This window comes from Chthoniobacter sp. (assembly GCF_040003245.1).
Taxonomy (GTDB): domain Bacteria; phylum Verrucomicrobiota; class Verrucomicrobiia; order Chthoniobacterales; family Chthoniobacteraceae; genus Chthoniobacter.
This window is the reverse complement of sequence record NZ_JBDUCX010000047.1, coordinates 1-24,382: the sequence shown is the minus strand read 5'-3', so window position 1 is coordinate 24,382 and position 24,382 is coordinate 1. Positions and strand designations below refer to the sequence as shown.

Below are 24,382 nucleotides of genomic sequence, written 5' to 3'. Positions count from 1 at the left end.
TTCTCAAACTACCTCTAGCAACGCATCGCCCGGGAGGTTATTCACGGCGCCGCTGTTTCTGTGATGTCCCCCACCCTTTTTTCCTGTCGTCGTTCCGCAGCACGTTGCCTGACCGCTGCGGGTGCCCTTCTTTTCCTCGCTTTGGCGGGCGTGTCGCACGCCGGCGTGGACCCCGGCGAATATCTGATCAGCGAAATGAATTGCGCTGCCTGCCATGATCCCGGGCCAGTCAAGGGGCGCCTCGCTTCCCGTCCCTCGCCGCGGCTGGACGTCGCCCATGGCGTCAAGGCGACCCCGCAATGGCTGCGCGACTTCTTGCTGAATCCGCAGAAGGAAAAGCCCGCCACGCTCATGCCGGACATGCTGGCCAGCCTGGACGAACCGGCCCGTGCCGAGGCCGCCGAAGCCCTTACCCATTTCCTCGTCTCGCTGCGCGGCTCGGCCAAGCCGCAGGCCATCGGCCAAAGCGCGGCGGCCACCAATCTCGGCCGCACGCTTTATCACACCGTCGGCTGCGTGCAGTGCCATGCGCCGGAGGAAGCCCCTCCCGGCAAGCCGGACGCGAAGGACGGGCTCGCTGAACTGGCGAAAACCTCCGTCCCCTTGGGCAATCTCGCGAAGAAATACACGGTCTCCGAGCTGGCTGAATTCCTTCGCGATCCGCTGAAATCCCGCCCCGGTGGGCGGATGCCGTCGCTGAAGCTCAACCCCGCCGAGGCGCGAGCAGTGGCCATGTATCTCCTGCGGGCCCAAGCCCCATCCGGCAACGCCGCCCGCCTGCCCGGCCTCAGCTACGACTACTACGAAGTGCAACTGCCCGAGTTGCCGGTCTTCGATCGGCTCACCCCGAAAACCTCCGGCAACGCCGACACCTTTTCTCTCGCTGTCGCCGAGCGGAAGAATGATTTCGCCCTGCGTTTCCGGGGAGTCATCACTATCCCCAAGGACGGCGAGTACGAATTCTTCACCAAGTCCGACGACGGCTCGCAGCTTTTCATCGATGACCAATTGGTGGCGGACAACGGCGGCATCCATCCCGATATCGAGCGCAATGGAAAGATCACCCTCACCGTCGGCGAGCACTCCATTCGCGTCGTCTATTACGATGGCGGTGGGCAAACCGCGCTCAAGGTCTCCTGGAAAGGCCCCGGCATCGGCAAGAAGGAGATTCCCGCGAACGTGCTGTCCCACGAAGGCCAGGCCATGCGGCCGGTGGGCGATGCGGAATTTGCGGTCGATGAGCGCAAGGCGGCCGCCGGCGCCAACTACTACGTTTCGCTGCAATGCGCACGCTGCCACGGCAATCTAACGGGCAAATGGGCGATCGATGCCATCACGCCCAATGCCAAACCGCTGGTCCAGCTCAATGGCCGCCAGCCCACCGGCTGCCTGGGCACCAAGGTGAAACCGGGCGTGCCCCGTTTCGAAATCGGCGACCGCCAGCGCGTCGTCATCCTCGCCCAGCTCGGCGCGCAGGCGGCGCTCAGCGCCGCGCTCACGCCCGAGCAGCAAATCATCCGCACCATGACGGTGATGAACTGCTATGCCTGCCACAACCGCGACCGGCGCGGCGGTCCCGAAGGTCTGCACCGCGAGTACTTCGCGAATGTCGGCGAAGTCGATCTCGGCGATGAAGGTAAATTTCCGCCCCACCTCAACGGCGTCGGCGCCAAGCTGCGCCCTGAGTGGATCAAGACCGTGCTCGCCGAGGGCGGTGCGGTGCGGCCCTACATGGCCACGCGGATGCCGCAATTCGGCGCGGCCAATGTCGGCCATCTGCCCCCGCTTTTCGACCAGGCCGACTCCCGCCCCGACGCGACGCCGCAGCCCGATGTCTTCGCCCCGGGCGTGGCCGTGGACGCCAACAAAGCCGGCCGCAAGCTCATCGGCGTCGGTGGCCTCACCTGTATCTCGTGCCACATGTTCGCCGGCAACAAGTCGCTCGGCGTGCCTGCGCTCGATCTCGCCACCGCGGGCGACCGGCTCAAGTTCGACTGGTTCCGCCGCTACCTGCTCGATCCTCAGTCGCTCCGCCCCGGCACGCGCATGCCAGCCTTCTGGCCGAACGGCGAGGCGTCCAACAAAGACATCCTCCACGGCAACACGGAGAAGCAAATCTTCGCCATCTGGAGTTACCTTGCCCGCAAGAATTTCACCGATCTGCCGCCCGGCTTGATCCAGGGCAAGATGGAACTCGTCGCCGACAAGGAAGCGATCATCTATCGCAATTTCATCGAGGGCGCCGGCCCGCGCGCCATCGGTGTCGGCTATCCGGAAAAGGCCAACCTCGCCTTTGATGCCGACGACATGCGCCTCGCCCTCATCTGGCAGGGCGCGTTTATCGACGCCGCCCGCCACCGCACCGGCCGCGGACAAGGCTTCGAAAAACCACTGGGCAGCAACATCGTGCCGGGCCCGTCCGGACCGCCCTTCGCGGTGCTCGATAGCGAGAGCAGCGCCTGGCCCAAGGACTCGGGCAAGGCCGCCGGCTGGCAGTTCCACGGCTACGCGCTCGACGACCAGCGCCGGCCCACCTTCCGCTACGGCTGGAACGGCCTCAGCGTGGAAGACTATCCCGTGGCCGTCGCCAGCGGGAACGATGCGAGCTTCCACCGCACCATCACTGTGCACGCGGAAAAACCCGTCGAGCGGCTTTTCTTCCGTGCCGCCGTGGGCAAGCGCATCAAGGTAACCGACGGCGTCTTTGCCGTCGACGAGACGTTGAAGCTGAAGTTCCCCGGCGCGAAGCCGATCATTCGCGGCAGTGAAGAGAAGTTTGAATTACTCGTCCCGCTCACCTTCACCGGAAGCGAGGCGAAACTCCTCGAGGAAATCACCTGGTAAGCGCCCTTGAGAGCATGCTGAAAATCTACTATCCTTTCACCACTTGCCATGAGCCTGACCGAAATGAAGGAGTCCGCAAAGCAACTCACTCCCATAGAGTTGGAGGAGTTGGCGTTGCACGTCGAGTTTCTGCGACACACCGCGGACCCGGCCTGGCGGGAGGAGATACGGCGGCGGGCCGAAGTTACCGAAGGATGGTCTTCCGAGGAGCAAGTGAAGGCCTTGCACGAGCGCCGGAATATAGAAGGACTTTGAAATACCGGTTCTTTGTCGCAGACGATGCGCTATCCGTGTTTGGGGCCGCGACCCCACGCGAGCGGGCCGTGCTCACGGACCACATTGAGCATATCGCCGCTTTTCCTGAAAACTGTGATCTTACCTGGACCCTTGGTGGATTCGATTTTTGTGCCAGGCGATTTGGGCGTTGGAGCATCACCTACCGTGTCGACGGTCCCGTGAAACACATCTTCATCCTTTCTATCGATAAGCTGACCCTCCGCTGACTTTCCCCCGATGCGCCATTTCTCATTTTTCCTCCTCCCGGCATGCCTCTTCGCCGGGCGCTTGTTGTGCTCTTCTGCTTTCGCGGATGACACCGCCACGCCCGCGCTCAAGGAAGCGGAAGCGCAATACTATCGCATCGTGACTCTGCCGGTTCCCGAGGGCGTCTCGCTGGAGGCGGGCGCCCTGCAATGGATGGGCAAGGGCCGCCTCGCCGCTTCCACCCGGCAGGGCGACATCTATTTCGTCGACAACACCCTGGAAGACCCGCCCGCGCACTTGAAGTTCACCCAGTTCGCGAGCGGGCTGCATGAAGTGCTCGGCATCACCGCGAAGGACGGCTGGATCTACGCCACGCAGCGCGGCGAAGAGACGCGCATGAAGGATCTCAACGGTGACGGGCGCGCCGATCTCTTCGAGACCGTCGGCGATCCGTGGGGCATCAACGGCGATTACCACGAGTATGCCTTCGGCTCGAAGTTCGACAAAAAGGGCGACCTCTGGATCGTGCTCTGCCTCACCGGCTCCTTCAACAGCAACAGCCCGTTTCGCGGCTGGTGTTTTCGTCTCACGCCCGATGGTAAATGGGTGCCGACGTGCAGCGGCATCCGCTCTCCCGGCGGGATCGGTACCGATGCCGATGGCGTGATGTTTTACACCGACAACCAGGGGCCGTGGAATGGCGCCGATGGACTCAAGGAGTTGCGCCCCGGCTATTTCATGGGGCATCCGGCGGGCCTGAAATGGTTCGACGATCCCGCGACCAAGGAGGCCATTGCCGCCTCCGGCCTCAAGAAACCGCAGGAGCCCGAAAGCGGCAGCCGCATTTACAAGGAGGCGAAGCGCATTCCCGAGTACATGCCGCCGGCGATCATGTTTCCGTATCCCGAGATGGGACAATCGGCGAGCGGCTTCGTCGCCGACACGACTGGTGGTAAATTCGGCCCGTTTCAAAAGCAGCTCTTCGTCTGCGACCAATCGCACAGCACCGTCATGCGCGTCTTCCTCGAGAAAGTGAACGACCGCTTCCAAGGCGCCTGCTTCCCTTTCCGCCAGGGTTTCGACTCCGGCAATCTCACCGTCGAATGGGCGGATGACGGCTCACTCTTTGTCTACGGCACCGATCGCGGCTGGGGCGCGCGCGGCGGGCATCCCTTCGCCCTCCAGCGGCTCGTGTGGACCGGCCAGGTGCCCTTCGAGATTCACGAGATGCGCGCCCGGCCCGACGGCTTCATCTTCACCTTCACCAAGCCCGTTGATCCGCAGACGGCGGCCGACCCGAAGTCCTACACGATCAAGACCTACACCACGATCTTCCAATCCAGCTACGGCAGCCCGAAAGTGGATGAAACAACGCCCACGATCAAAAGCGTGACCGTGGCACCCGACGGCTTGAGCGCCCGCCTCGTGGTCGATGGCCTGATGGAAGGCCACGTCCACGAGTTGCATCTCCCCGGCGTCAAGTCCGCCACCGGTGAACCCATCCTGCACCCGGACGCCTACTATACGCTCAATCAAATCCCGGCGAACTGATCGCCCCATTTGCTATTTGCTATCTGCCATTTGCTCTCCCATCACCACCACATCATGACCACCACCCTACGCCTCCTCGCCATCACCGCCCTCGCTCTCAGCCTTCCCGCCTGCGCGAGCGCCCCGAAGAAATCCGCCTCCTGCTGCGCCGCCGGCGACTCCTCCTGCAAAGCCCCCATGGCGAAGAAAAAGGCGAACTAACGCCCTACCCGGTCACATCGCATTGACCGCTCGCGGGGTGAGCACGAATTGCTCCCCCTCGCGGGCTGCTTCCACGCGCAGGCTGCCGCCAGCCTTCTGCGCGACCTCGCGGGCGTGCATCAGCATGTTGGAGACGTAGCGGTCGTCGTGGGCCGGGTCGTGGTGGAAAAGAAAGAGCCGCTTCACGCGGTTGTTCAGCGCGATCTGCACCACGTCGTCCACGCAGCCGTGCCCCCATCCCACGTGCGCCTTGTATTCGTCGGCGCTGTATTGGGAATCGAGGATCAGCACATCCGCATCCGCGATAAATTCTGCGATATTTTTTTCGAGGTTCCGCGGCAGCGCCCCGCCGTGGGCTTTGTCCGTGTTCTCGTTGAAGGATTCGTTGTCCGGCAAATACACGATCGTGCCGCTGGAGGTGATGAGCTTGTAACCGACGCACACCCCGGGGTGATTCGAAAAGCAGGCCTCCACGCGCACCGTGCCCACATTGAAGGTCATCTCCTTGAGTTCCTCGATCACGATATTCCCCGGCATTTGCTTGAGGGCGATCGGGAAGTAGGGGCTCTCCATCTGCCCCGCGAGCGTCGACGCCAAGCCTTCGCGCGCCCCTTCGTAGCCGAGAATGTGCACGCGATTGCGCGCATCGTAGGCCGGCAGGAAAAACGGGAAGCCTTGGATATGATCCCAGTGGGTGTGCGTGATGAGCAGGGTGATTTCGATCGGTTGCCCGCGAAACTCCGCCGCCAGCGACTCGCCCAGTGGCCGGATTCCCGACCCCGCATCCAGAATGATGATCTCGCCATCGGCGCGCACTTCTACGCACGAGGTATTGCCGCCAAAGAAAACCGTCGTCTGGCCCGGTGTCGGGATCGAGCCCCGCACACCCCAGAATTTCACCACCGTGGACTGGTCCGCCACGGGCTTCGGGTTCGGTGCCGGCGCGGTTGCCGCGGGCGCCTTGGTTTCCCCGCGCATCGAAGTCGTCTTGTCCAAGGCTTCGCGCAATTGCGCCAACTCGACCGGCTTCACCAGAAAATCGTCCGCCCCCGCTTCGGCCGCACTCTGCCGGTCCGAGGGAAAATCGCGCCCGCTGATCACAATGATGCGGGTGTCCTTGGTCGCTGGGTTCTCCCGCACCGCGCGGCAAACGTGGAACCCGTTGCTGCGTGGCATCAGTAAATCACACAGGATAACATCCGGTCGATGCTTGAAGGCCAGCTCTACGCCCTGGTCGCCATCCACCGCCTCGATGACCTCCCATTTGGCACGGCGCAACGCTTCCGCCGCGGGTTTGCGGCAAATCTCGTCGTCATCGATCAGCAGGATCGTCTTCATCAGGAAATGCCGGAGGGTAGCTGATTCGTAGAGATAAGTAAGAGTGCCACTGGGCGGATGTCCAAGTAGGAGAAGAGGAATTACGGCATTTCGTCGAGCCTCCTTTTTATCCGTGGCGGCATCGGGCTTGTCCGGCGAAAAGCCATCCGCTAGCCTTCGCACCCATGAACGTGCCCAACCTGCGCAGCCCCTACGCTCAAACCAGCGGGATCTCCTACTTCCCTCGCATGCTCGATAAAATCCGCCTGCACGCCGCGGGAAAGCTGCCCCAGGACTACCAGGCGAACCTCGGCGGCGGGTTCGACGGACGGGCCATTAGTTTCCTCTGGATCGATTACCCCGCGCTGGTCGAGCGGGTGAAGCAAGGCGGCAGCGACGATGAAATCTTTGCCTGGGCGGTGGCCCAGGGCCGCCAGCCCAGCCCCGAGGAAATCGAGATTTGGAACGAATTCATGCGCAAGCGCGGCTGGAACGACGAATCCTCCGCCCGCTTGGTCATCCGCAAGCGCGACGGCGGCCTCGAAAACCGCGACGACGTCCAGACCTTCTTCGACTACATCGACGCCGACGAAGGTCGCCCGGTCGAGAAGCGGGGCTGAACCGCCGAGGCGCGGAGAATGATGGGGGGTCAGGTTCAATCTCATAGAGAAGTAAATTTCTTCCCTCTGCTCCGCGTCTCTGCGGTTCAATCTTCTCCAGCCTCAGCGCTGATAGATCGGTAGGAAGTGGTCCTTCACCGAAAGGCTCAGCACCGCCATCGCCGTGGCATAGACCTTTCCGCCCTGCCGCTCCTCGCCGTTGATCCCCTCCCACCATCCTTCGCGCGATTGCAGTGGCAGCAGTAAATCCGCGACCAGTCGCCGGGCCGCATCCGCGTGCTTGCCCCCGCGCTGATACATCCCCTGCGAGTAATAGTAAGTCGTGTAGAAGAACCAGCGCTCCCCCGGTCGAATGCCGTCCTTGAGCAACCGGTCCGACGCCCCCTTGACCTCCTCGGTGTCATATTGCCCGCACACCTGCATCGCCAGCAGCCCCTCCGCAGTTGTCGAAATCTCCCGGCCCTTCGTCTGGTAACCGAAGCCTCCCATTTTCACGTTGCCGCGATTTTCCGTGTCCGGCTGGTACAACCGCCGGATGTATCCGACCGCGTCATCGATCGCCGCCTTCGGCACGTCGAGCCCGGCATTCTTCGCCGCTCGCAAGGCCATCGTCTGCCACACTGTCACCGACATGTCCGAGTCGCCCGAGTCTGGCGAATAGCGCCAGCCGCCGCGATTGCTGTCGTTCTTGGAGACCTTCTGCGACCGCAAAATCAGGTCGATCGCCAGACGGCACTTGTTCCGGATCACTTCATCCTGCGCGGCGTCTCCGCCCATGCCGAGCATCTCCGAGAGCATCAGCGTGGTGATGCCGTGCCCGTACATCCGCGAGCCATCGGCCTGCCCGAAATAACCGTCCTTTTCCTGTGCGTCCGGCCGCAGCACGAAAGCGAGCGCCTTGCGCATCGACTCCCCTTCCGGTGTCGGGTCGGAAGGCTGATTGCCGCAGGCCGCCATGGCCAGGATCGCCAGTGAAGTCATCGCCGTCTCATGCCGCATCTTGTTGTGAATGCCGCCGCTCCCCGGATCCTGGGTCGACATCAAATACCGCGTCGCCTTCACCATCGCCTCGTCCACTTTATCTTCCGCCCGCAAAGTCATCGCCGGCAGGATGAGCATCACGGCCATGACTTTCCGCGCTATCGCTTGCCATCCGAAACCCCGTTGCTGATTCGGCAATCCCATCACGGCTTCTTCGATTTCTCGGCAATCGCGCGGTAGTACGTCTCGACCTGGTTGCGATATTCGCCCGCCATTCCTTCGCGCTGGCCCTGCGTCAATTGCTCGGCCATCTGCTTCGGCAGTTTGCCCCAATCGCCCGCCTTGTTTTTCGCCTCGCCCAGCAGCCCGTGCGGGCCACTCGTTCCCGGCGACTGCGCCCCGCCTTTCGACGCCGCCTGCAAGCTTCCCTGCTGCGGGTCGCCCGGCTGATTCGGCGCGCCCGCTTCCGACCGCGCCGCGCGCTGCGCCGCCGCCGCTGCCTGGGCCATGGCCGCTTGCGCCCTGGCCGCCGCACTCGACTGCGGCGCCGGCTTCGATCCCGCCGATTGCGCGGCGGAATTCTGCGCCGACTGTGAATTCTGTTGCGAAGCCTGCGCATCCTGCGCCTGCTTCCCCTTCTGGTCACCGCTTTTCCCGCTTTGCTGACCGCCGGCTTTCGCCTGCTGCTCTTCGCCATCGGCATGCGAATTCAAGGCCGCGTCGAGTGCATCCAGCGTGCGGGCCATCCATACTTGTTCCTGTGGTGTCGCAAGAGCCGCCGGAATAGCATCCGCCTCCGCATTCTGCGGGCTGGCCTGATCGGCCTGTGCCGTTTGTGCGGCCTGGCCACTCTGCCCTTTTTGCGGAGTCGCAGCCTGTCCGGCCTGCGCCGCGGCGCTCTGCTGTGATTGACCGTTCGCCTGTTGGGCATTGGCCTGCTGACTATTATTCGCCGGCTTTGCACCGGCCTGTTGAGCGTTGGCTGGTTGAGAACTCGGCGGTTGCTGGCCATTGGCTTGCTGCGCCGCCTTGCTTTGCTGGGACGCTGCTGCCTGTTGTTGTTGTTGCGCTGCCGCATTGGCTGGGGCCGCCTCCGGCTGTTTCTCCTGCCCTGGCGGTTGCACATCGGCTGATGCCTGCGCGGGATTGGCCATCGCCGACAGCTTCTCGAGAGACTTCTGCAATCCGGCATCTGCGGCATTCACGGCGGGCTGTGCTTGCGCCGCCTGTTGCGCTTGCTGTAGCGCCTGTTGGGCATCCGGCACCTGCTGTTTCGCCGTGGCCTCGATTTGCTTGCCGAGTTGGTCCAGTTGCTCACCCGCCACTTTGTTTTCCAAGCGCGCTTCATGTCGCGCCGCGCGCTGCACATCGTCGGCCGCCTGCCCCGCCGTTTTGCCAATGGGCGTCTGTTGCTGCGCGGCCTGCGTCAACGCCGGGTTGTTTTGCGCGGCTGGGGGCTGCCCCGGCTGGGGTGTGGCGGCCTGCTGGGGATTGCCATTCTGCGCCGGTTGTTGCGCATTAGCCTGCTGCCCATTCGGCTGCTGGGCATTTGGCGCGTTGGGCGCATTCGCTTGAGGGTTCTGCTGTGCCGCCGCCGCAGCGGCTTGCGCTTTTTCCTCCGCCGTCATCTTCTGGACGTTCTGCGCTACGTTATTCTCCTGGGCACTGGCCTGCTTGAGTTGTTCCGCCGCGCCTTTCAAGGTGTTCTGCGAGATGGCGCTCAATTCCTTCTGCATCTGCGGGTTTTGCGGCAACGCCTTCTCCAGTTGAGCCAGCATCTCCTCCGGTGAGGCCTGCGCCAGCTTCGCTATTTGCTCCGCCTTGGCGTAATCCTGGTCGAGCTGCTCCTTCACCCCATTTTGCTGCTCGGTCGCGCGGAGGGCCAGGCGGGTCTCGTCCGGTTTTCCCTGATCCAGCGCGTCGTAGTGTTCCGCCGCCTGTTTGAGCGCCTGCGCGAGCTTCTGTTGCTGCTCCGCGGCTTGGTTGAGCGCCTGCTCCTGCGTCGCCGCTTTATCGCTCTTCGCCGCCAGCGCAAGGTCTTCTTCCGCCCGTTGCGGCGGCTCGCGAAGCATGGCCACGGTATCGTCCGCATCGCGGGCCCGATCCCGCCCTTCTTTCTTCAAGACGTCCTGTTGGTTTGCGTCCGCGCGCAAGGCGTCTTTCAGCGATTCCACCTGCTGGTTCAGCCGCTGTTGCTCGGCGAGCACCTGTCGGGCATCCGCTTTCGCCTCGTCCGGCAATTTCTCGGAAGCCTGCTGCGCCTGGTTCGTCGTTTTGTCCTTTAAATCGTCCGTCTTTTTCGCGAGCTGCTTCATCGTCTCGGCCAGCGTCGGCGTCTTTTCGGCGAGGCTCTTCCGGGCCTGCTCCATCGGCTCGCGGAAAAGTTCGAGCCCCTTCTTCAGATACTCCGCCAATTGATCCGCTTGATCCTTCGCGCTCACCGGCGCGCGGCCGATGTTGAAGCGCTCATCCATCTCGCGCTGGAGAGAGCGTGTGAACTCCTGGTTCTGCGCCTCCCCCAAGATCTTCTGCGTCGCCTGTCCCAGTGCCCGGCGCTCCTCGAAGTCCAGCGCCCGACCTACCTCCTCCGGCAAAACCCGCAGCCGCTCGCCCAGCCACGCCCAGTCATGTGGGCTCGTCGTGCGCGATTTCGGATTGTAAATCTCCCAGCGCTCGCCCACCGCGAGGTGCTCCACGCCATCAACCAGTTCCTGCAAGACGTGTCCACTTTCCAGCACCCGGAAATTCCGTTCGATGGCCTGCAGATCCTTGGCCCAAGTTTGCGTCTTTTCGCCCGCGACTCGGTCACGCAACGCTTGCAGCACGCGCGTCGTCAACCGCACATCATTGACGAAATAACTATCCGCATCCGGGCGCCATTCCTCGACGTCGCCCCGGCTTTTCCAGGCATCGAGATGCGCGGCCCAGCGGCCATCGATCAAGGTATTCCCGACCTCCACCGGCATCCGGTCGTTGCGTAACAGCCGCTCATTGTCCGCCCGCAATTGCTCAAAGCTGCTATACGTCGCCTCCGCTTCACGCTCCATCACCTTGAGCACTTCCACCGTCTGCGGACGCGAATCCCGCGCCATGTCGAGCGCCTGGTGCGTGGCATCGGTAATCGCTTGCGACAGTTCCATCGTCGGCCCCAGCAACTCGACGCCCGGTTTCCCGGCAAGAGCGGTTTCCAGCACCGTGCGCCGCTTGTTCAGCAGCTTTTGCAAATTGCGCATCCGGTCGGCCATGGCCCGCGTCCCGTGTTCCGCCGCACCCCCGGAAAGATCTTCCAGCCCACGCAACTCCGCCAGCACCACGCGCAAGCGATTCGCCACCGGCGCCCATTTCTCGGTATCCGTACCGCTCTGGTGGGCCAGGCTTTGCAACCGCTCCTGCTCTTGCGCCACCACCTGCAGATTCTCCTGTAGCACATCGATCTCCTCCGACGTGAGCGTCGTCCGGCAACCGTCCGTCGTCTGCCGCAGGATCTGCTCTGCGCGCACGACCCCGATCAAAGCGTCATTCATGAGTTCGCGCGCCATCGGCAGCGCCGGATTATTCCCCAGCACTTCCAAATTGCGCCGCGCCGCCTCGATACCCACGCGGTTCGCCCGGGCCAGCGCCCTGCCGATCAATGCGAGGTCGCCGCTCTCATGCCCGGCCGCCGCGTCGCGCAGCACCGTCGCGAGCTGCTTCATCGCGTCCGCATTCTTCTGTACGAGATCTTCAACGCTCGCCGAGGCGGGCATCAGCACCTGCTTGCGCTGCGGGTCGCCATCGCCCAAACGGTCGAATTGCAGGCGCGCCTCGCTGGCCTGCTTCACCAGCGCCGCCGCCGCGGTCTGCTCGGTCTTGAGCATCTCGAGTAGCTGCCCGTAGGAGCCCAGCGCCTGCAGTCGTTTCGTCTCGAAGCCCGCGGCCGTGATCGTCACTTGCAGCGGGCGCGACTCCGCGCGGTTGCCCTTCAAGTCCAAGGCCACCAGTTTCATCGTCACCAAATCGCCGGGCTTCACCCCTTGCTCAAACAGGTCCCAGCGCCGCTTCACTTTCGTCTTTACGCCGGAGTCCGTGGCCAGCGTTGTCTCCTTCCACTTCCCGTCATTGATCTTCACCATCTGCGAGACCTTCGCCAGCGCGAAGTCGTCCGAGGCCGATCCCTGCACGTCCACGATCTCGTTCGAGGGCAGGATCAGATCTTGTTTCGGCAGCTCCAGTTCGACTTGCGGCACCAGATCCGGCTCCGCGCGCAGCTCATATTCCGGGCTGAATTTGTTCTCAAATCCGCTTTCCGCTCCCACAAGATGCACCCGATAAATCCCCGAGGCATCGATCGGCACTTTGGCCGTCAGCATATCCCCCTGCATGACCAACGGCACCACGATGTTCTTCTTCCCCTGCTCGATCCGCAGCTCCGCGTCGCGCACTTTCTGGTTCGTCCGCAGACGCAGTTCGACCTGCGAACCCTCCAGCGCCGTGATGTCGCCGTTCTCCTCGGTCACCGTCTTCGGTTCCAGCTTCGCGTAGCCGGGATAGGTGTAGGCCTTTTGGAACTCCACCACTGCCGGGCGCGCCACCGCTTCGAGCTGATACTTCTTCGTCAGCGCATCGCCCGCCCGCACGCGGTAAAAGACATTCTCGCGCCCGACTTGGATGGTGGCGGAAAAGCGGTCGCGCGCCAGCGGCGTCATCGGCACCACTTCGCGTCCCCCGCTCGGGGTGAAAGTCTCGAGCGTGGCCTTGTTCGACGACTGTCCGGAAAGCTCGATGATCAGCGGCAGGGTATCGCCCTGCGCCACGCGCATCTCCGCGGGCGAAGGCTCGACGATTTTCACCTTCACCTTCGAGACGCGCGCAAAGTTCGCCATCGGCAGCAGCGCGCGCATCATCAACGTGCCAAATTGAAAACCCGTGAGCGCAAACGCCACCACGCAAGCCGCGCCAATACCCGCGGCGATGAACGCATAGCGCCGGAGCAGCGTGGTCGGGAGCAATTGCTCCACGTCCAGCTTCTCCACCCGCGCCGCCACGTCCGTCTGCACCAGCGCCCGAAACTGCTCTGAATCGAAAACCGCTCCCGGCGCCTCGTCGCCCAGCTCCACGGCCGACAGCAGATCCTCGCGCAGCTTCGGCTCCGCATGCTCGATCAGCCGGGCCAATTGCCGCGACCCCGGGGCCCGGAGCAGCAGGCGCCAGCAAGAGCGCCATTCCACCACGATGATCGCCAGGTACGCCCCGCCGCTCAGCGTCCACCGGACCGCATCCGGCAACACAAACGCCCAGTCCATAAACGCCACGACCATCATCGCCACCAGCAGCGTCGCCACCGCCGCATAGATCCCCCGTCGCACGATCAGCTTCCGCCGCCGCTGGGCAAAGGCCTGCAGTTTCTCAAGGATCAGCGGATCGATAGGTGTGCTCAATGGGGTTCGGGGATCAGTATTCCCAGAGGTTAACTCTTCTCCAATGGAATTCTTTGCCATGGCTAGAGAGAAACGGTCATCGGTGCCCCGAAGATCGCTCACGATGATAGCGCGGTCGGACAAGGGCGTGGAACATTTTCACCCCATCCATAAGCACCCATAATAATGCGATTCTTAAAGGCTTGTCAGAAAAAAATTCAACCTTGAATAGGCTTTATAAGCCTTGATTTACCTTGAATGGCGACCTCCGACCCATCAGCCGGACCTCAATTGTTCCACGCTCTTGAATTACACCTCTCCGAGCAGAATGCACTCTAGTACATAGAAATCCGTTTGTCAACACAAATCTTCGTGCAAGCAGGCCTTATGCGCAGACGCATCCCGGATACAACGGAAGCGGCCATCATGGGCGCGGTGGCCGGGTGCTCTGTGCAATCATCAAAACGCAGCGGAAGCCGACCGTGTGGAGGCGGGCGGCGGGGTCGCGGGAAGTACGAAACGACGACAGGAGAACTTCACGGTTAGGGTCGTACCACGAGGCGCCCCGCTGCACGCGATCTCTTGGGCCCGGGCCGAACAAATCCTCGCACCACTCCCAAGCGTTGCCACCCAGGTCACGGAGCCCAAACCGATTCGGCGGAAAACTACCCACGGGCGATGTCTGTTCAAACTTATCGATCTCGAGCGACGGGCCATAGTTTCCGGCGCCCTTCGGCGGCGGCCATTGACCACCCCACGGAAATGTCTCGCTGATCTTCCCGCTTTTCTCCGCCGGCGACATCGCCGCACGCTCCCTTGCCCCAATCCCCACCGCACAGCTCCACTCATGATCGCTCGGCAGCCGGTACTCGTCCAGCGGACCGATCGCCCCTGCGCCCCGCTCTTTATTCGTCAGCCACGCGCAAAAGGCTTTCGCATCCTGCCAACTCGCCATGAGCGCGGGATGAGTCGGCCCTTGCTCAAAGCCCGCACTCGGCCAATCCAACCCGCTGGCTTTCGCGAATACTTCGTAGTCTTGCACTCGCGTCTTCCAGACGCTGAAGAGCACGCGCTGCCCCTCCGTGGGGCCACCGGCAATCGGCACAGGGACAAACTTCATTTCGAGAGAATTGACGAAAGGCGATTCCTTGGTCACTGATGCCAGTCGTTTCGCCATCACTTCCTTCGCGGCGGGTGCAGGAATCAAAGGAGCCTGCGCCGCCTTCAGATCGCTACCGCTGGAAATCATCAGGACACAACGGAAGCCGAAGGCGCCGTTGTACCAACTTCCTGGCGCGTAGTGAAAACGGCTCGACGACAAAGCATAGCCACGGTCGTTGGCATTCCAACAACCACCCCGGAGGACACGGTCATTCTGTTGCGTATCGAATCGATCCTCGCACCATTGCCACACGTTGCCTCCCAGATCAAAAAGGCCATATCGGTTCGCCGAAAAACTGCCCACCGGCGACGTATATCCAAACTGATCGGCCTGGACTAGGGGACCATAGTTTCCAGCTCCCTCCGGTGGTGGCCACTGCGTGCCCCAAGGATAGATATTCTCGATCCTTCCGCTCTTCGCGTCAGGGCTCTCCTCTGCCTTTTCTTTCGACCCAATCTCCACTGCGCAGCTCCATTCATGATCACTCGGCAGCCGATACGCGTCCTGCGCGCCAATTTTCTCGGCAGCCCGCTCTTTCTCCGTCAACCACGCGCAAAAGGCCTTCGCATCGTCCCAGCTCACATTCACCGCGGGATGGGTGGGTCCTTGCTCAAAGCCCACCTTCGACCACTTCCGTCCGACCTCTTGCGCAAATCCTTGGTAGTCCTGCACCCGGGTATCCCACACGTCGAATAGCACGCGCTTGCCATTCGTTGGCCCTCCGGTGATCGGCACGGGCACAAACTTCATTCCGAGCGAATTCACGAAGGGGGCTTCTTTGGTGGCGGTCACGGGTGCACCGTTCCCAGCCGGAATGGGAGTCGTGGCGAGAGGTGAAATTCGGACGGACGGAGCAGGAGTGTTTCCAGCAACGGGCGCGGGTGGAGCCACCTGTTCGGCGGGCGCGATGTCTTCCCGGGAAATCACTTTCAGGGTGTGAAATACGGTGGGGGCATTTGTTCCGATCCACGCCGACTTCGCATCGTCCCGGATCGTCCAGGCAGTGCTCAGCTTCAGGCGATTCGCCGGTCCGCGATAGGAGCCGACCACGGTGTCACCCAACGCGAATTGGAGGTCCACGCCCTCGGGAACGCGTCGCACTTCCATCCGCATCTTGTAGCGTTGACGAGGCTGCACTTGAAACGGCGCCGCCAGCCCGGGAGCGAGGTTCGCCATGGGGTCGTTCCCGTCCACCTTGCCAATCCCCGCGTAGCCGCTCCGGGAGGAAATCCACCCGCTCGCGGATGCTTGCCCGAACACGGGAATCGCTATCCCGATAAACTGCGGGGTTTCGAAGCAGGTAAACTCCGTCTCGATCGCGAAGCTGCCTTGGGCCAGGGGAACCTCGAATCCACTGATGTAAGGAAGCTCCTGGGACGATTTCTTGAACTCGATCCCGGCCGCCGTGCGCTCCCAGATGTTGGAGGCTCCCCCGGCGTTTCTCGCCGCCACCAAATCCACCAAGGCGAGCACGTCCGTCCATCGTGAAGCGGGAATCGGGGAGGCAGCAAAAAACGGCGAGGGCCCCAGCCAGGCGAGGGCAATTTCTTCGCGTTTGGTCTTGATTCGCAACGCATCGTCGAGACGTTGATGCTGGGTGAGAAGGATCTGGTTTTTCGCCAGGATGGCATCGTAAGGCTCCAGGAGCGCCTTGGCGCGGAGCACGCGGGTCTGGTCCAACTGCGCGATTAGCCGACGGAATTCCACCCGGCCAGGCTTCAAGACGGCTGGCGTATCCGCCGTGTCTGCGGCCACGGTGGGCGCTTTCTCAAAGGATTGCCGCTCCAGACGCCACGCGAGCGCTTCCTCGAGTTGGCCGGCGGCGGTGGCTTTGGAACTGGCCGTGTCGAGTATCGCCAGATAGCGCGCCCGCAGTTCGGCGACGCCGGCCTTGAAGGGCGCCCATACTTGCTTTTGCAGCGCCTCCTCCTGCGGCTGGTCCACCTGGGTGAACCATTTCTCCACTTCGGTCATCGGCTTGGGAGCGGTGGCTGGGGTTGGCGTGGAAGGACCTGTGGGTTGCGCCAAAGGCGTGGGTGTAGTGGGCGCCGAAGTGGCTTGCGGCCGTGGTGTGGTCGCGATCGCTACGGGGGTGCCACGGGACGGCGTTGCTGGCAGGAAGGGCGACGCTGCGTCAGATGCCCCTTTCTTTTCACCGTCGCCTGCGGATGTGGGGGACACAGCGGCGGGTGCCCCTGCGGAGGCAGCGCCACCTTTTTCCCCGGTGGCGAAATGAAACAGCGCTCCGATGGCCGCGAGCAGGGCGATGCCACCGCCGATCCAAGCTGCCAGCGGCATCGATCTCTTCCCCTGCCCGCCAACGAGTTTCCGTCCTGGCGCGGGGGGCTGCGTCGTCGTGACCGCGGTGGGCACGCATGTGCCGGTCAACAGGGCATAGGCTCGTTGCAGTTCCGCATTCACCACCCCATATGTTTGCGGCCGATCGGCCGGCCGCTTTTGCATCATCTTCCCCACCACGGCCGCCAGTTCCCCACGGCACTCGGGCCACGCCTCGCGCAAGTCCGGGACGGGCGCGGTGACATGCTTCATCATGACCGCCACCGCACTGTTGGCGCTGTAAGGCGGCTGGCCGCTGAGCAGGTGAAAGAGCGTACATCCGAGGCTGTAGATGTCGGTTCGCAGGTCCACGTCTTCGCGCGCCTCCACCTGCTCCGGACTCATATAGTGCGGCGTTCCCATCGTGGCTCCGGTCGTGGTCAGTCCTTGCCCCTGGCCGACGCTCTTGGCCAGCCCCAGGTCGCCCAGCTTCACCTCCCCATCGCCAGACAGGAAAATGTTATCGGGCTTGATGTCCCGATGGATGAGAGCCGCCTTGCGCCAGCCATAGTCGAGCGCGGTCGCCACATGGATGATGATGGCGATGGCCTCCAGCGGATTGAGGCGCTTCTTGCGCTGGAGCCGCACCTTGGCCGATTCTCCCTCGACGTATTCCATGGCAAACCAGTGCAGCCCTTCGCTCTCCCCGGCGGAGTAAACCTGCACCAGGTTCGGGTGATTCAACCCCGCCGCTGCCTTCGCCTCCTGCTGGAACCGCGTGATATACTCCACATCACCGGCCAACGCGGCTTGCAGCGTCTTGAGGGCCACGAAGCGATCGAGCGAAATCTGCCGCGCCTTATAAACCGCACCCATCCCGCCCTGCCCCAGGCATTCGAGAATCTCAAACTCCCCAAGTTGCTGGCCTTCAAGGCTCATACCCGGCGGAGGCTACCGGGAAATCAGGAGCATTGCGCGCTATTTCTCACACCGTCAACGAATGATCACAGCATGCCCACGCGCTTGCGGATGATCCATTCGGCGGTGAGCAGCAGCACGATGGGGAGGAACCACCAATAGCTCTGCCAGAGGACGGTGTCGCTCTCGACGACGCGACCCTGGCTCATCGGGGCCAGCAATTCCACAAGGCGGTCGATGTTCTCTTCACGCAGATATTCGCCGCCCGTGAGCGCCGACATCTGGCGCAGCAATTCTTCGTTCAGGCTCAATTGTGTGAGCTCGCCGGTTTCCAGCGGCTCGACCTTGAAACTCGTCCGCGCCTTGGAATCGCGCTCGGCGATGGCCGCCGATTCCACGGCGACCTCATAGCTCCCCGGTTCCAGCGCGGCGGTGCGTCCACGAAGAAGACCGCCCGCATTTTCCTCGGGAATCAAGCGGATCGTGGCCACGCGGCGCCCATCGCGGAAAAGGACCGCATCCACCGCGGCATTCGTCACCGGCCGTCCCTGCCCGTCACGCAGACGCACCCGCAAATCGGCGGAGTCGCCGGGTCGATAGACCAGGGCACCGGCATCGAGCGAGATGAGTTTGTCGCGCACGGCGAAGGGCAGTTCCGCCATCCAGTTCGCGATCTGATTCCAATAGCGCACGTGATATTGGTCCGCGACCTCGTAGCGCCAGCGCCAGGAATCGTCGAAGGCCTGATACATCACCTTCCCCGCGCCGAAGGGTCGCGTGACGACCGCCGGGAGCTTCTTGCCGCCGACGCTGGCTTCCACCAGCGTCTCCGCGCCGGGCAGCGCCGTGGCGCCGGATAGCCAGTGCGGGGCGTGCAGGTTGGCCCATACTTCCGCGTTCTGAGTCTTTTCCGGCGAAAGCGCGAAGGGCGCCATCGTGGCCGCCCGCTCGCTGAGGGACAGCTTCATGCCGGGCTCTCGCGCGGGCGCCGTCTTCCATTCCACGGGAAAGAGCGGCGCCAGGGCGGTGCCCACATATTCTTTCAGGCGCATCCGCGGCCCATCGATGAAGACCAGCGCGCCACCGCGATTCGCCACGAAGTCCCGGATCCAAATCAGCTCCTCGTCCTTGAAGAGCGCCCGCGGCACCTCGCCGAAAAGGATCAGATCGTAAGGCTGCAAGATTGCGGGATCGTTCGGGAATTGCCCGTCCTTTTCGCCCCGCGGAAAGCCCGGCTCACCGGCCGTCGTGCCCGCGATGACTGTGTTCACCTGCCACTGTTCGTCGCGGTCGAACATATTGCGCAGATATCGCGTCTCCCAGCGCGGACGCCCATCGAGGATCAGGATGTGACGCTTTTGCGTGAGCGCCCGCACGCGCAGGGCCATCGAGTTGTTCCCCGGCTCGCGGTCCCCTTCCACGTTCGATACGCTCACCTTCAATTCCAACGGCACGGAGGTCAGTTGCGTATCCGCGGATTTATTTTTCAGCCGTTCCTGCACCGTCTCGCTCAGCGGAAAGGAAAACGGCACCTTGCGCAAGTTGCTCCCTTCGGAAATGAGCTGCTGCTGCCACAGCACTTTGTCCCCGTCCTGCACCATTACCGTGAATGGAATTCCCGCCGGAAAATCGTCTTTCAGCGTGATCGTCCCCGAGATCCGGTCCTCGAAAAACACGGCGTCCGGCGCGTCGATTTTCACCACCGCCAGATCGCGCGGCCGCACGTCGCCGCCAAAGCCGACGGTGTAAATCGGCAGTCCCCGCGCCGCCAGGATCTTCGCCACTTCCGCGGGTGACTCGCCTTCGTTGTGCTGGCCATCGCTGAAAAGGACCACCGCCCCGCGCTCCTGCTTGCCATCGTTGCTCGCCGCGCTTTTCAGGGCCGTGGCCAGATTGGTGATCTCGCCTTCCGGCTGCGGCAGGCCTGTCGGCAGGGTCGAGTCGCGGCCGGTCGGCTGCCACAGCTTCTTGGGTTCCGCGCCGTCGATTTCGATCAATCGCACATCGAATTTTTCGCTCAGCCGCCCGAGCAATTTTTCTTTCTCCCCTTCCAGCAAGAGCGACTGCAAACGCTGCCAGCGCGCGAGTCCGTCGAACTTCGACAACGCCGTTTTCAGCGGTGAGTTCTCTCCCGGCGACAGGGCCTGCAGATTCTGATCGAAACGCGCGTTCACTTCCTTCTGCCAGCGCGCGGCCGCCTCGCCGAGACGCCGGAGGTCCTGGGCCGCGCGATTGCGATCGTCGAGCTGCTTCACCTCGCGGCTGGCCAGTTCGCGAGCGGAAACGCCCAGCTCGCGCACGAAGGCATCCAGCCGGTCCGGTTCAAATCCCGCTCGCGCCAGGGCGTCCCGCGCCGCGTTGATCTTCGCTTCGAAATCGCGCGTCAGGGTTCGCCATCCGTCGGCGTTGGCGGCAACGCTTTCCTGCCCCTTTCCCGCCAGAGTCTGGGCTTCGGCGAGGGACTCTGCAGCCTGCGGCAGATCCATCTTCACCGCGTCGGACCGCCACAGCCCGAGCCGCTGCAAGATGAGAATCTTCCGCCCCGTGCTCATCGAGGTATCGGTGAGCCCCATGCTCTTCGAGCCATCGACGAAGAGGAGCAGCCGGGAAAGTTGCCCGATGATCTTCCGATGGTGCAGCACCGGGCCGGACAGCATCACCACGATCATCGCCACCACCAGCGCCCGTAGCGAGGGCAGCAGGATGCGCTGCCACCAATGCCGCCCCTGCATCTCGCGATGATATAGATACCACGCGGCCGCCCCGAGGAGCAGTGCCAGTCCGAAGGCCACGTACCAAGGCCAGTCTCCGACGAAACGCAGCGATGTCTGCACGTGCGCGGGGTTCATAGCCGCGCCCCATGCCTCCTCGGCATGCCTTGCGGAAAGCCATCATCCGTCTTCGTCCGGCGGACCCGCGCGAAGCGTTGCTGCAAGAAGATCTCGGCAAAAATCAGCACGAGCAGCAGCCCGAGCAGCGGGCGCCAGAATTCGCTGCCGAAGCGCCGCGAGCGATCCAGTTGCTTGTACTCCGCGCCGGAGTGCACCACCGATACGCGATGCGACTTGGCGAAATCCGCGATCTCGTTGTCCGTCAATTCCTGGAGATCCGATTCCCGCCGCGAAGTATTCACCACGAAATGCGTCGCCGTCCCGCTCGGCGCGGTCAGCGTGTAGAGACCGGGCTGCTGCGTGCGCCCATACTCGACCACGCCGCGCTCGTTCTTCTTCACCACCGGCAGTTCGCGCGTCGTGCCATCGGGCAGCATCAGCGAGGCTTTCTTCCCTGCATCGCCCACGGGCAGGAACGCCACCAGCGGTTTGCTCACCTCGAGATTGCGCGGCGGGAACACCGTCGAGGCCAGGTAGATCGCCAGCCGCTGCATCATCGGCAAATAGAATGGGCGCATCGGCAGATTGCTCCAGTCCGCATCGCACGGCACCGCGCACTGGATGACGCGACCGTCGCCAAATTGCTTCTCCACCAGAAACGGATCGCCGCTCGTCAACCGGGCCACGATGGCCGGCGCATTTGCGCTGGCTGCCGCCGGTTCTTTCAGCCGGTACCACATCTTGATTGACGCGTCCGAGACCGTGCCGTTGCGCGGATCGTTGAAGAGATCGAGCGCCGGATGGTCGAAGCGCTGGGACACGATGCCGATCGCTGGTGCGGCTTCCTTCAGGTCCCCGCCGAGCGCGCCCATCGCCAGCGGTAGAAGGCCCTTGCCATCCTTGAAAAGGTTGGCGTTCGCCCATGCGGCGTCCACGCGATTGCCCGGGAAAATCAGCAGCCCGCCCCCGTTGCGCACATACTCCTCCAGCGCGTGCAATTGCCCACCGTCAAGCTGCCGCACATTCGCGAGCACCACCACGGCCGATGCGTTGATTCCCGCGGCATCGATGTTTTCTGTCCGCGCGACTTTCGTGGAAATGAGATCGGCCAGGGCCACCCGCCCCGTGGCGCTGTACGGTTGGAGCGCGATTTCCGCGAAGTCGGTCTCGCCTTTCAAGGGTTCCGCGCTCGGGTCGCCGTTGACCAGCAACACCGGGATTTTGTCCCGCACGGGAATGCTCGCGAGATAACTGTTGTCCGCCTTGAGCGGATCGGCATCCGCCACCACCTCCACGATGTGCGAGCCCGCCGACTCGAACGCGTGCGTGAACAACACCTGTCCTTTTTCATGCGGCCCGAGCCGAATCTGCGCCATGGAGCGCTCCTTGCCATCCGCCTTGAAATACACGCGCAGATCCTGATACGGCGCGTCGCCGAAGTTCCGCAGGTTCGCGCGGACCTGAATCTTCTGCCCGATCCCCACCATCAGCCGCGAATAATCCAGCGACTCGATCGCCACGTTGTCTTTCACTTCGCTGCCCACGTCGAAAAACGTGACCTCCGGCGGCAGCGGAAGCTTGCGCAGGCGATCGAGCATCTGCCCGACCTCCGAGTCCTCCGTGGCCTCGAAACTGATGCGCTGAAAATCCGTCATCACCACGAGGTTCCGGCTGGACTCGTGCATCTGGCCGAAAACGTTCGTCGCAAAATCCAGCCCGGCAGGCACCGTGGCCGTGCCGTAGCTCGCCTCGATCGACTTCAGCGCCTGCGTGAGCCGCGCGAGGTCGTAGGTGGGTTCATCGAGCAACGGCGCTCCGCCCTCACCCATCAGCACCACCTGGGCATCGGAGCCGCGTGGCAATTCATTGAGCAGTCGCGCTGCCTCGTCCTTCGCCAGCGCGAAATTGGAAGTGCCTGCCCGGCTCGCCGCCATCGAGTAACTATTGTCGAGCAGGATGACCGTCGACGTGCGCGATTCGCCGACCAGCTTGTGCATCCCCTTCCACACCGGCCGCGCCATGCACAGCGCCAGCAGCGCCGGGATCGCCGCGCGAATGATCAGCAGAATGAGCTGCTCGATCTTGATCCGCCGCTGGTTCGTGCGCAGCACCGCTTCGAGCAAATGCATCGCACCCCATTTGACGATCTGGAAACGACTCTTGTGGAAGAGATGAATGATGATCGGGATGGCCAGCGCGAGGACGCCGCCGAGCAGCGCGATGTTGAGAAAGCTCATCCCCGCGTCCTCCGCCGGCTCACATACGCCGCGAGCGCCTCGGCGTACGGTTGATCGGTGACGAACGGCACGAGGTCGATCTTGTGCCGCCGGCATCCGCGGAGGAGGTCGCCGCGAAAATTCTCGAGGTTCGCGAGATACGCTTCGCGCAAGAGCACGGGGTCGAGCAAGTGCTTCGCACCGGCCGTTTCCAGCGACTCGAATTGCGTCCATTGCTTGAACGGAAACTCCAGTTCATCGCGGTCCCAGATTTGGAAGATCAGGATTTCATGGTGCGCGTGACGGAAGTGGGCCAGTGCCTTGAGGAGCGAGGGCACATTGCCAAAGCAGTCCGACAAAATGACCAGTAATCCGCGCCGGTGCAGCTTCGGCACGAGATCGTGAAACACGTCGCCGAGTTCCGTTTCCCCGCCCGGTTCGCCGCGCTGCAATTCATCGATGAGCACGCGCAGATGCGACACGCGTGAGCGCGGTGGAATGTATTTGCGAATCTTGGTGTCGAAGGTGACTAGCCCCACGCTGTCCTGCTGCCCGATCATCAAGTAAGCCAGCGACGCCGCGAGACGCGTAGCGTAATGGTACTTCGTCAGCCCATTCTTCCCATAATTCATCGACCCGCTCAGATCGAGCAGGATGGTCGCCCGCAGGTTGGTCTCTTCCTCGTACTCGCGAATATAGAAACGATCCGAGCGGCCGAAGACGCGCCAGTCGATGTGCCGGATTTCATCGCCCGCGACGTATTGCCGGTGCTGCTTGAACTCGACGCTGAAGCCTTTGTGCGGCGAGCGGTGCATGCCCGAGCAAAAGCCCTCCACCACCTGGCGGGCGACGACCTGCAGGTTGCTGATCTTCTGCAGATCAGCGGGCGTCAGAAAATCCGAGACGTGCGCCATGCGGAGCCGTCGGTCCTACAGCACGCGCTTCGATTCGCCCCGCGGCACCGATTTCACGATGCGCGTGATGATGTCGTCCACCTTGATGCCCTCGGCTTCGGCGTTGAACGTCGGCACGACGCGATGTCGCAGCACCGGCAACGCCAGCGCCTCGATGTCGTCATCGGTGACGTGAAACCGTCCGCGCAAAACCGCGCGCACTTTCGCCGCGAGGACGATGTTCTGGCACGCGCGCGGGCCCGCGCCCCAGTCGACCAAGTCTTTCACCCACGCCGGCGCATCTGGATTGTTCGGCCGCGTGAAGCGCACGATATCGAGCACGAAATCCATCACGTGATCCGGCACCGGCACCTTGCGCACCACTTTCTGCAATTGCTGGATTTGCTCCCCGTTGATGACCGGTTGCAAGTCCGCTTCAAAAGTTCCCGTCGTGCGCGCGATGATCTGCCGCTCGTGCTCGCGCTCGGGATATTCCACCTTCACGAGGAAAATGAAGCGGTCCTTCTGCGCCTCGGGCAGCGGATAGGTGCCCTCCTGCTCGATCGGATTCTGCGTCGCCAGCACGAAGAACGGCTCCTCCAGTTTCAGCGTGTGCCCGCCCACCGTCACCGAGTGCTCCTGCATCGCCTCGAGCAGCGCCGCCTGCGTCTTCGGCGGCGTGCGGTTGATCT

13 protein-coding genes are annotated in these 24,382 nt (G+C 63.0%); 5 read left to right on the top strand and 8 right to left on the bottom strand.

All coding sequences use genetic code 11. The features are described from left to right. Nucleotides 1-63 precede the first annotated feature (63 nt). The 4 genes from ABJF10_RS08625 to ABJF10_RS08610 all read left to right on the top strand — a co-directional run bounded on the left by ABJF10_RS08625 (nt 64) and on the right by ABJF10_RS08610 (nt 5,079). Nucleotides 64-2,844, top strand: coding sequence for a PA14 domain-containing protein (locus ABJF10_RS08625; RefSeq protein WP_348544145.1), 2,781 nt, complete (start codon nt 64-66; stop codon nt 2,842-2,844). Between the two features lie 48 nt (nt 2,845-2,892). Next, nucleotides 2,893-3,099, top strand: a complete 207-nt coding sequence (locus tag ABJF10_RS08620) for a hypothetical protein (RefSeq protein ID WP_348544144.1) — start codon at nt 2,893-2,895, stop codon at nt 3,097-3,099. A gap of 258 nt (nt 3,100-3,357) precedes the next feature. Continuing rightward, complete coding sequence (locus tag ABJF10_RS08615; protein ID WP_348544143.1) at nt 3,358-4,878, top strand: hypothetical protein; 1,521 nt, start codon at nt 3,358-3,360, stop codon at nt 4,876-4,878. A 54-nt stretch (nt 4,879-4,932) separates the two neighbouring features. Beyond that, nucleotides 4,933-5,079 (top strand): hypothetical protein, encoded by a 147-nt coding sequence (locus tag ABJF10_RS08610; protein ID WP_348544142.1) that lies wholly within the window; start codon nt 4,933-4,935, stop codon nt 5,077-5,079. Between the two features lie 12 nt (nt 5,080-5,091). Here ABJF10_RS08610 and ABJF10_RS08605 read toward each other — a convergent pair whose 3' ends face one another. Then, nucleotides 5,092-6,417 carry a response regulator gene (locus ABJF10_RS08605; protein ID WP_348544141.1) on the bottom strand — a complete coding sequence of 442 codons (1,326 nt, stop codon included), beginning with the start codon at nt 6,415-6,417 and terminating at the stop codon, nt 5,092-5,094. A gap of 164 nt (nt 6,418-6,581) precedes the next feature. On the opposite strand from ABJF10_RS08605, the gene ABJF10_RS08600 reads away from it, so the two are divergent. After that, nucleotides 6,582-7,016 (top strand): DUF5069 domain-containing protein, encoded by a 435-nt coding sequence (locus ABJF10_RS08600; protein ID WP_348544140.1) that lies wholly within the window; start codon nt 6,582-6,584, stop codon nt 7,014-7,016. 102 nt (nt 7,017-7,118) lie between these two features. Here the strand turns inward: ABJF10_RS08600 and ABJF10_RS08595 are convergent, their stop codons facing one another. The 7 genes from ABJF10_RS08595 to ABJF10_RS08565 form a co-directional block, all read right to left on the bottom strand. Continuing rightward, complete coding sequence (locus ABJF10_RS08595) at nt 7,119-8,144, bottom strand: prenyltransferase/squalene oxidase repeat-containing protein (protein ID WP_348544139.1); 1,026 nt, start codon at nt 8,142-8,144, stop codon at nt 7,119-7,121. A gap of 56 nt (nt 8,145-8,200) precedes the next feature. Continuing rightward, nucleotides 8,201-13,414 carry a hypothetical protein gene (locus ABJF10_RS08590; protein WP_348544138.1) on the bottom strand — a complete coding sequence of 1,738 codons (5,214 nt, stop codon included), beginning with the start codon at nt 13,412-13,414 and terminating at the stop codon, nt 8,201-8,203. Nucleotides 13,415-13,817: 403 nt separating this feature from the next. Next, complete coding sequence (locus ABJF10_RS08585) at nt 13,818-17,771, bottom strand: SUMF1/EgtB/PvdO family nonheme iron enzyme (protein ID WP_348544137.1); 3,954 nt, start codon at nt 17,769-17,771, stop codon at nt 13,818-13,820. A 65-nt stretch (nt 17,772-17,836) separates the two neighbouring features. Further along, nucleotides 17,837-20,599, bottom strand: coding sequence for a VWA domain-containing protein (locus ABJF10_RS08580; RefSeq protein ID WP_348544136.1), 2,763 nt, complete (start codon nt 20,597-20,599; stop codon nt 17,837-17,839). Next, nucleotides 20,596-22,818: a VWA domain-containing protein gene (locus ABJF10_RS08575; RefSeq protein WP_348544135.1), complete on the bottom strand. Its 2,223-nt coding sequence runs from the start codon at nt 22,816-22,818 to the stop codon at nt 20,596-20,598. The genes ABJF10_RS08580 and ABJF10_RS08575 overlap by 4 nt, the downstream gene beginning before the upstream one ends. Continuing rightward, the gene (locus ABJF10_RS08570) at nt 22,815-23,711 is read right to left on the bottom strand and encodes a DUF58 domain-containing protein (RefSeq protein WP_348544134.1); all 897 of its coding nucleotides are present in this window, start codon (nt 23,709-23,711) and stop codon (nt 22,815-22,817) included. Before ABJF10_RS08570 ends, ABJF10_RS08575 begins: the two co-directional genes overlap by 4 nt. A gap of 15 nt (nt 23,712-23,726) precedes the next feature. Next, a partial coding sequence (locus ABJF10_RS08565) for a MoxR family ATPase (RefSeq protein ID WP_348544133.1) occupies nt 23,727-24,382 on the bottom strand: 656 nt, incomplete at its 5' end.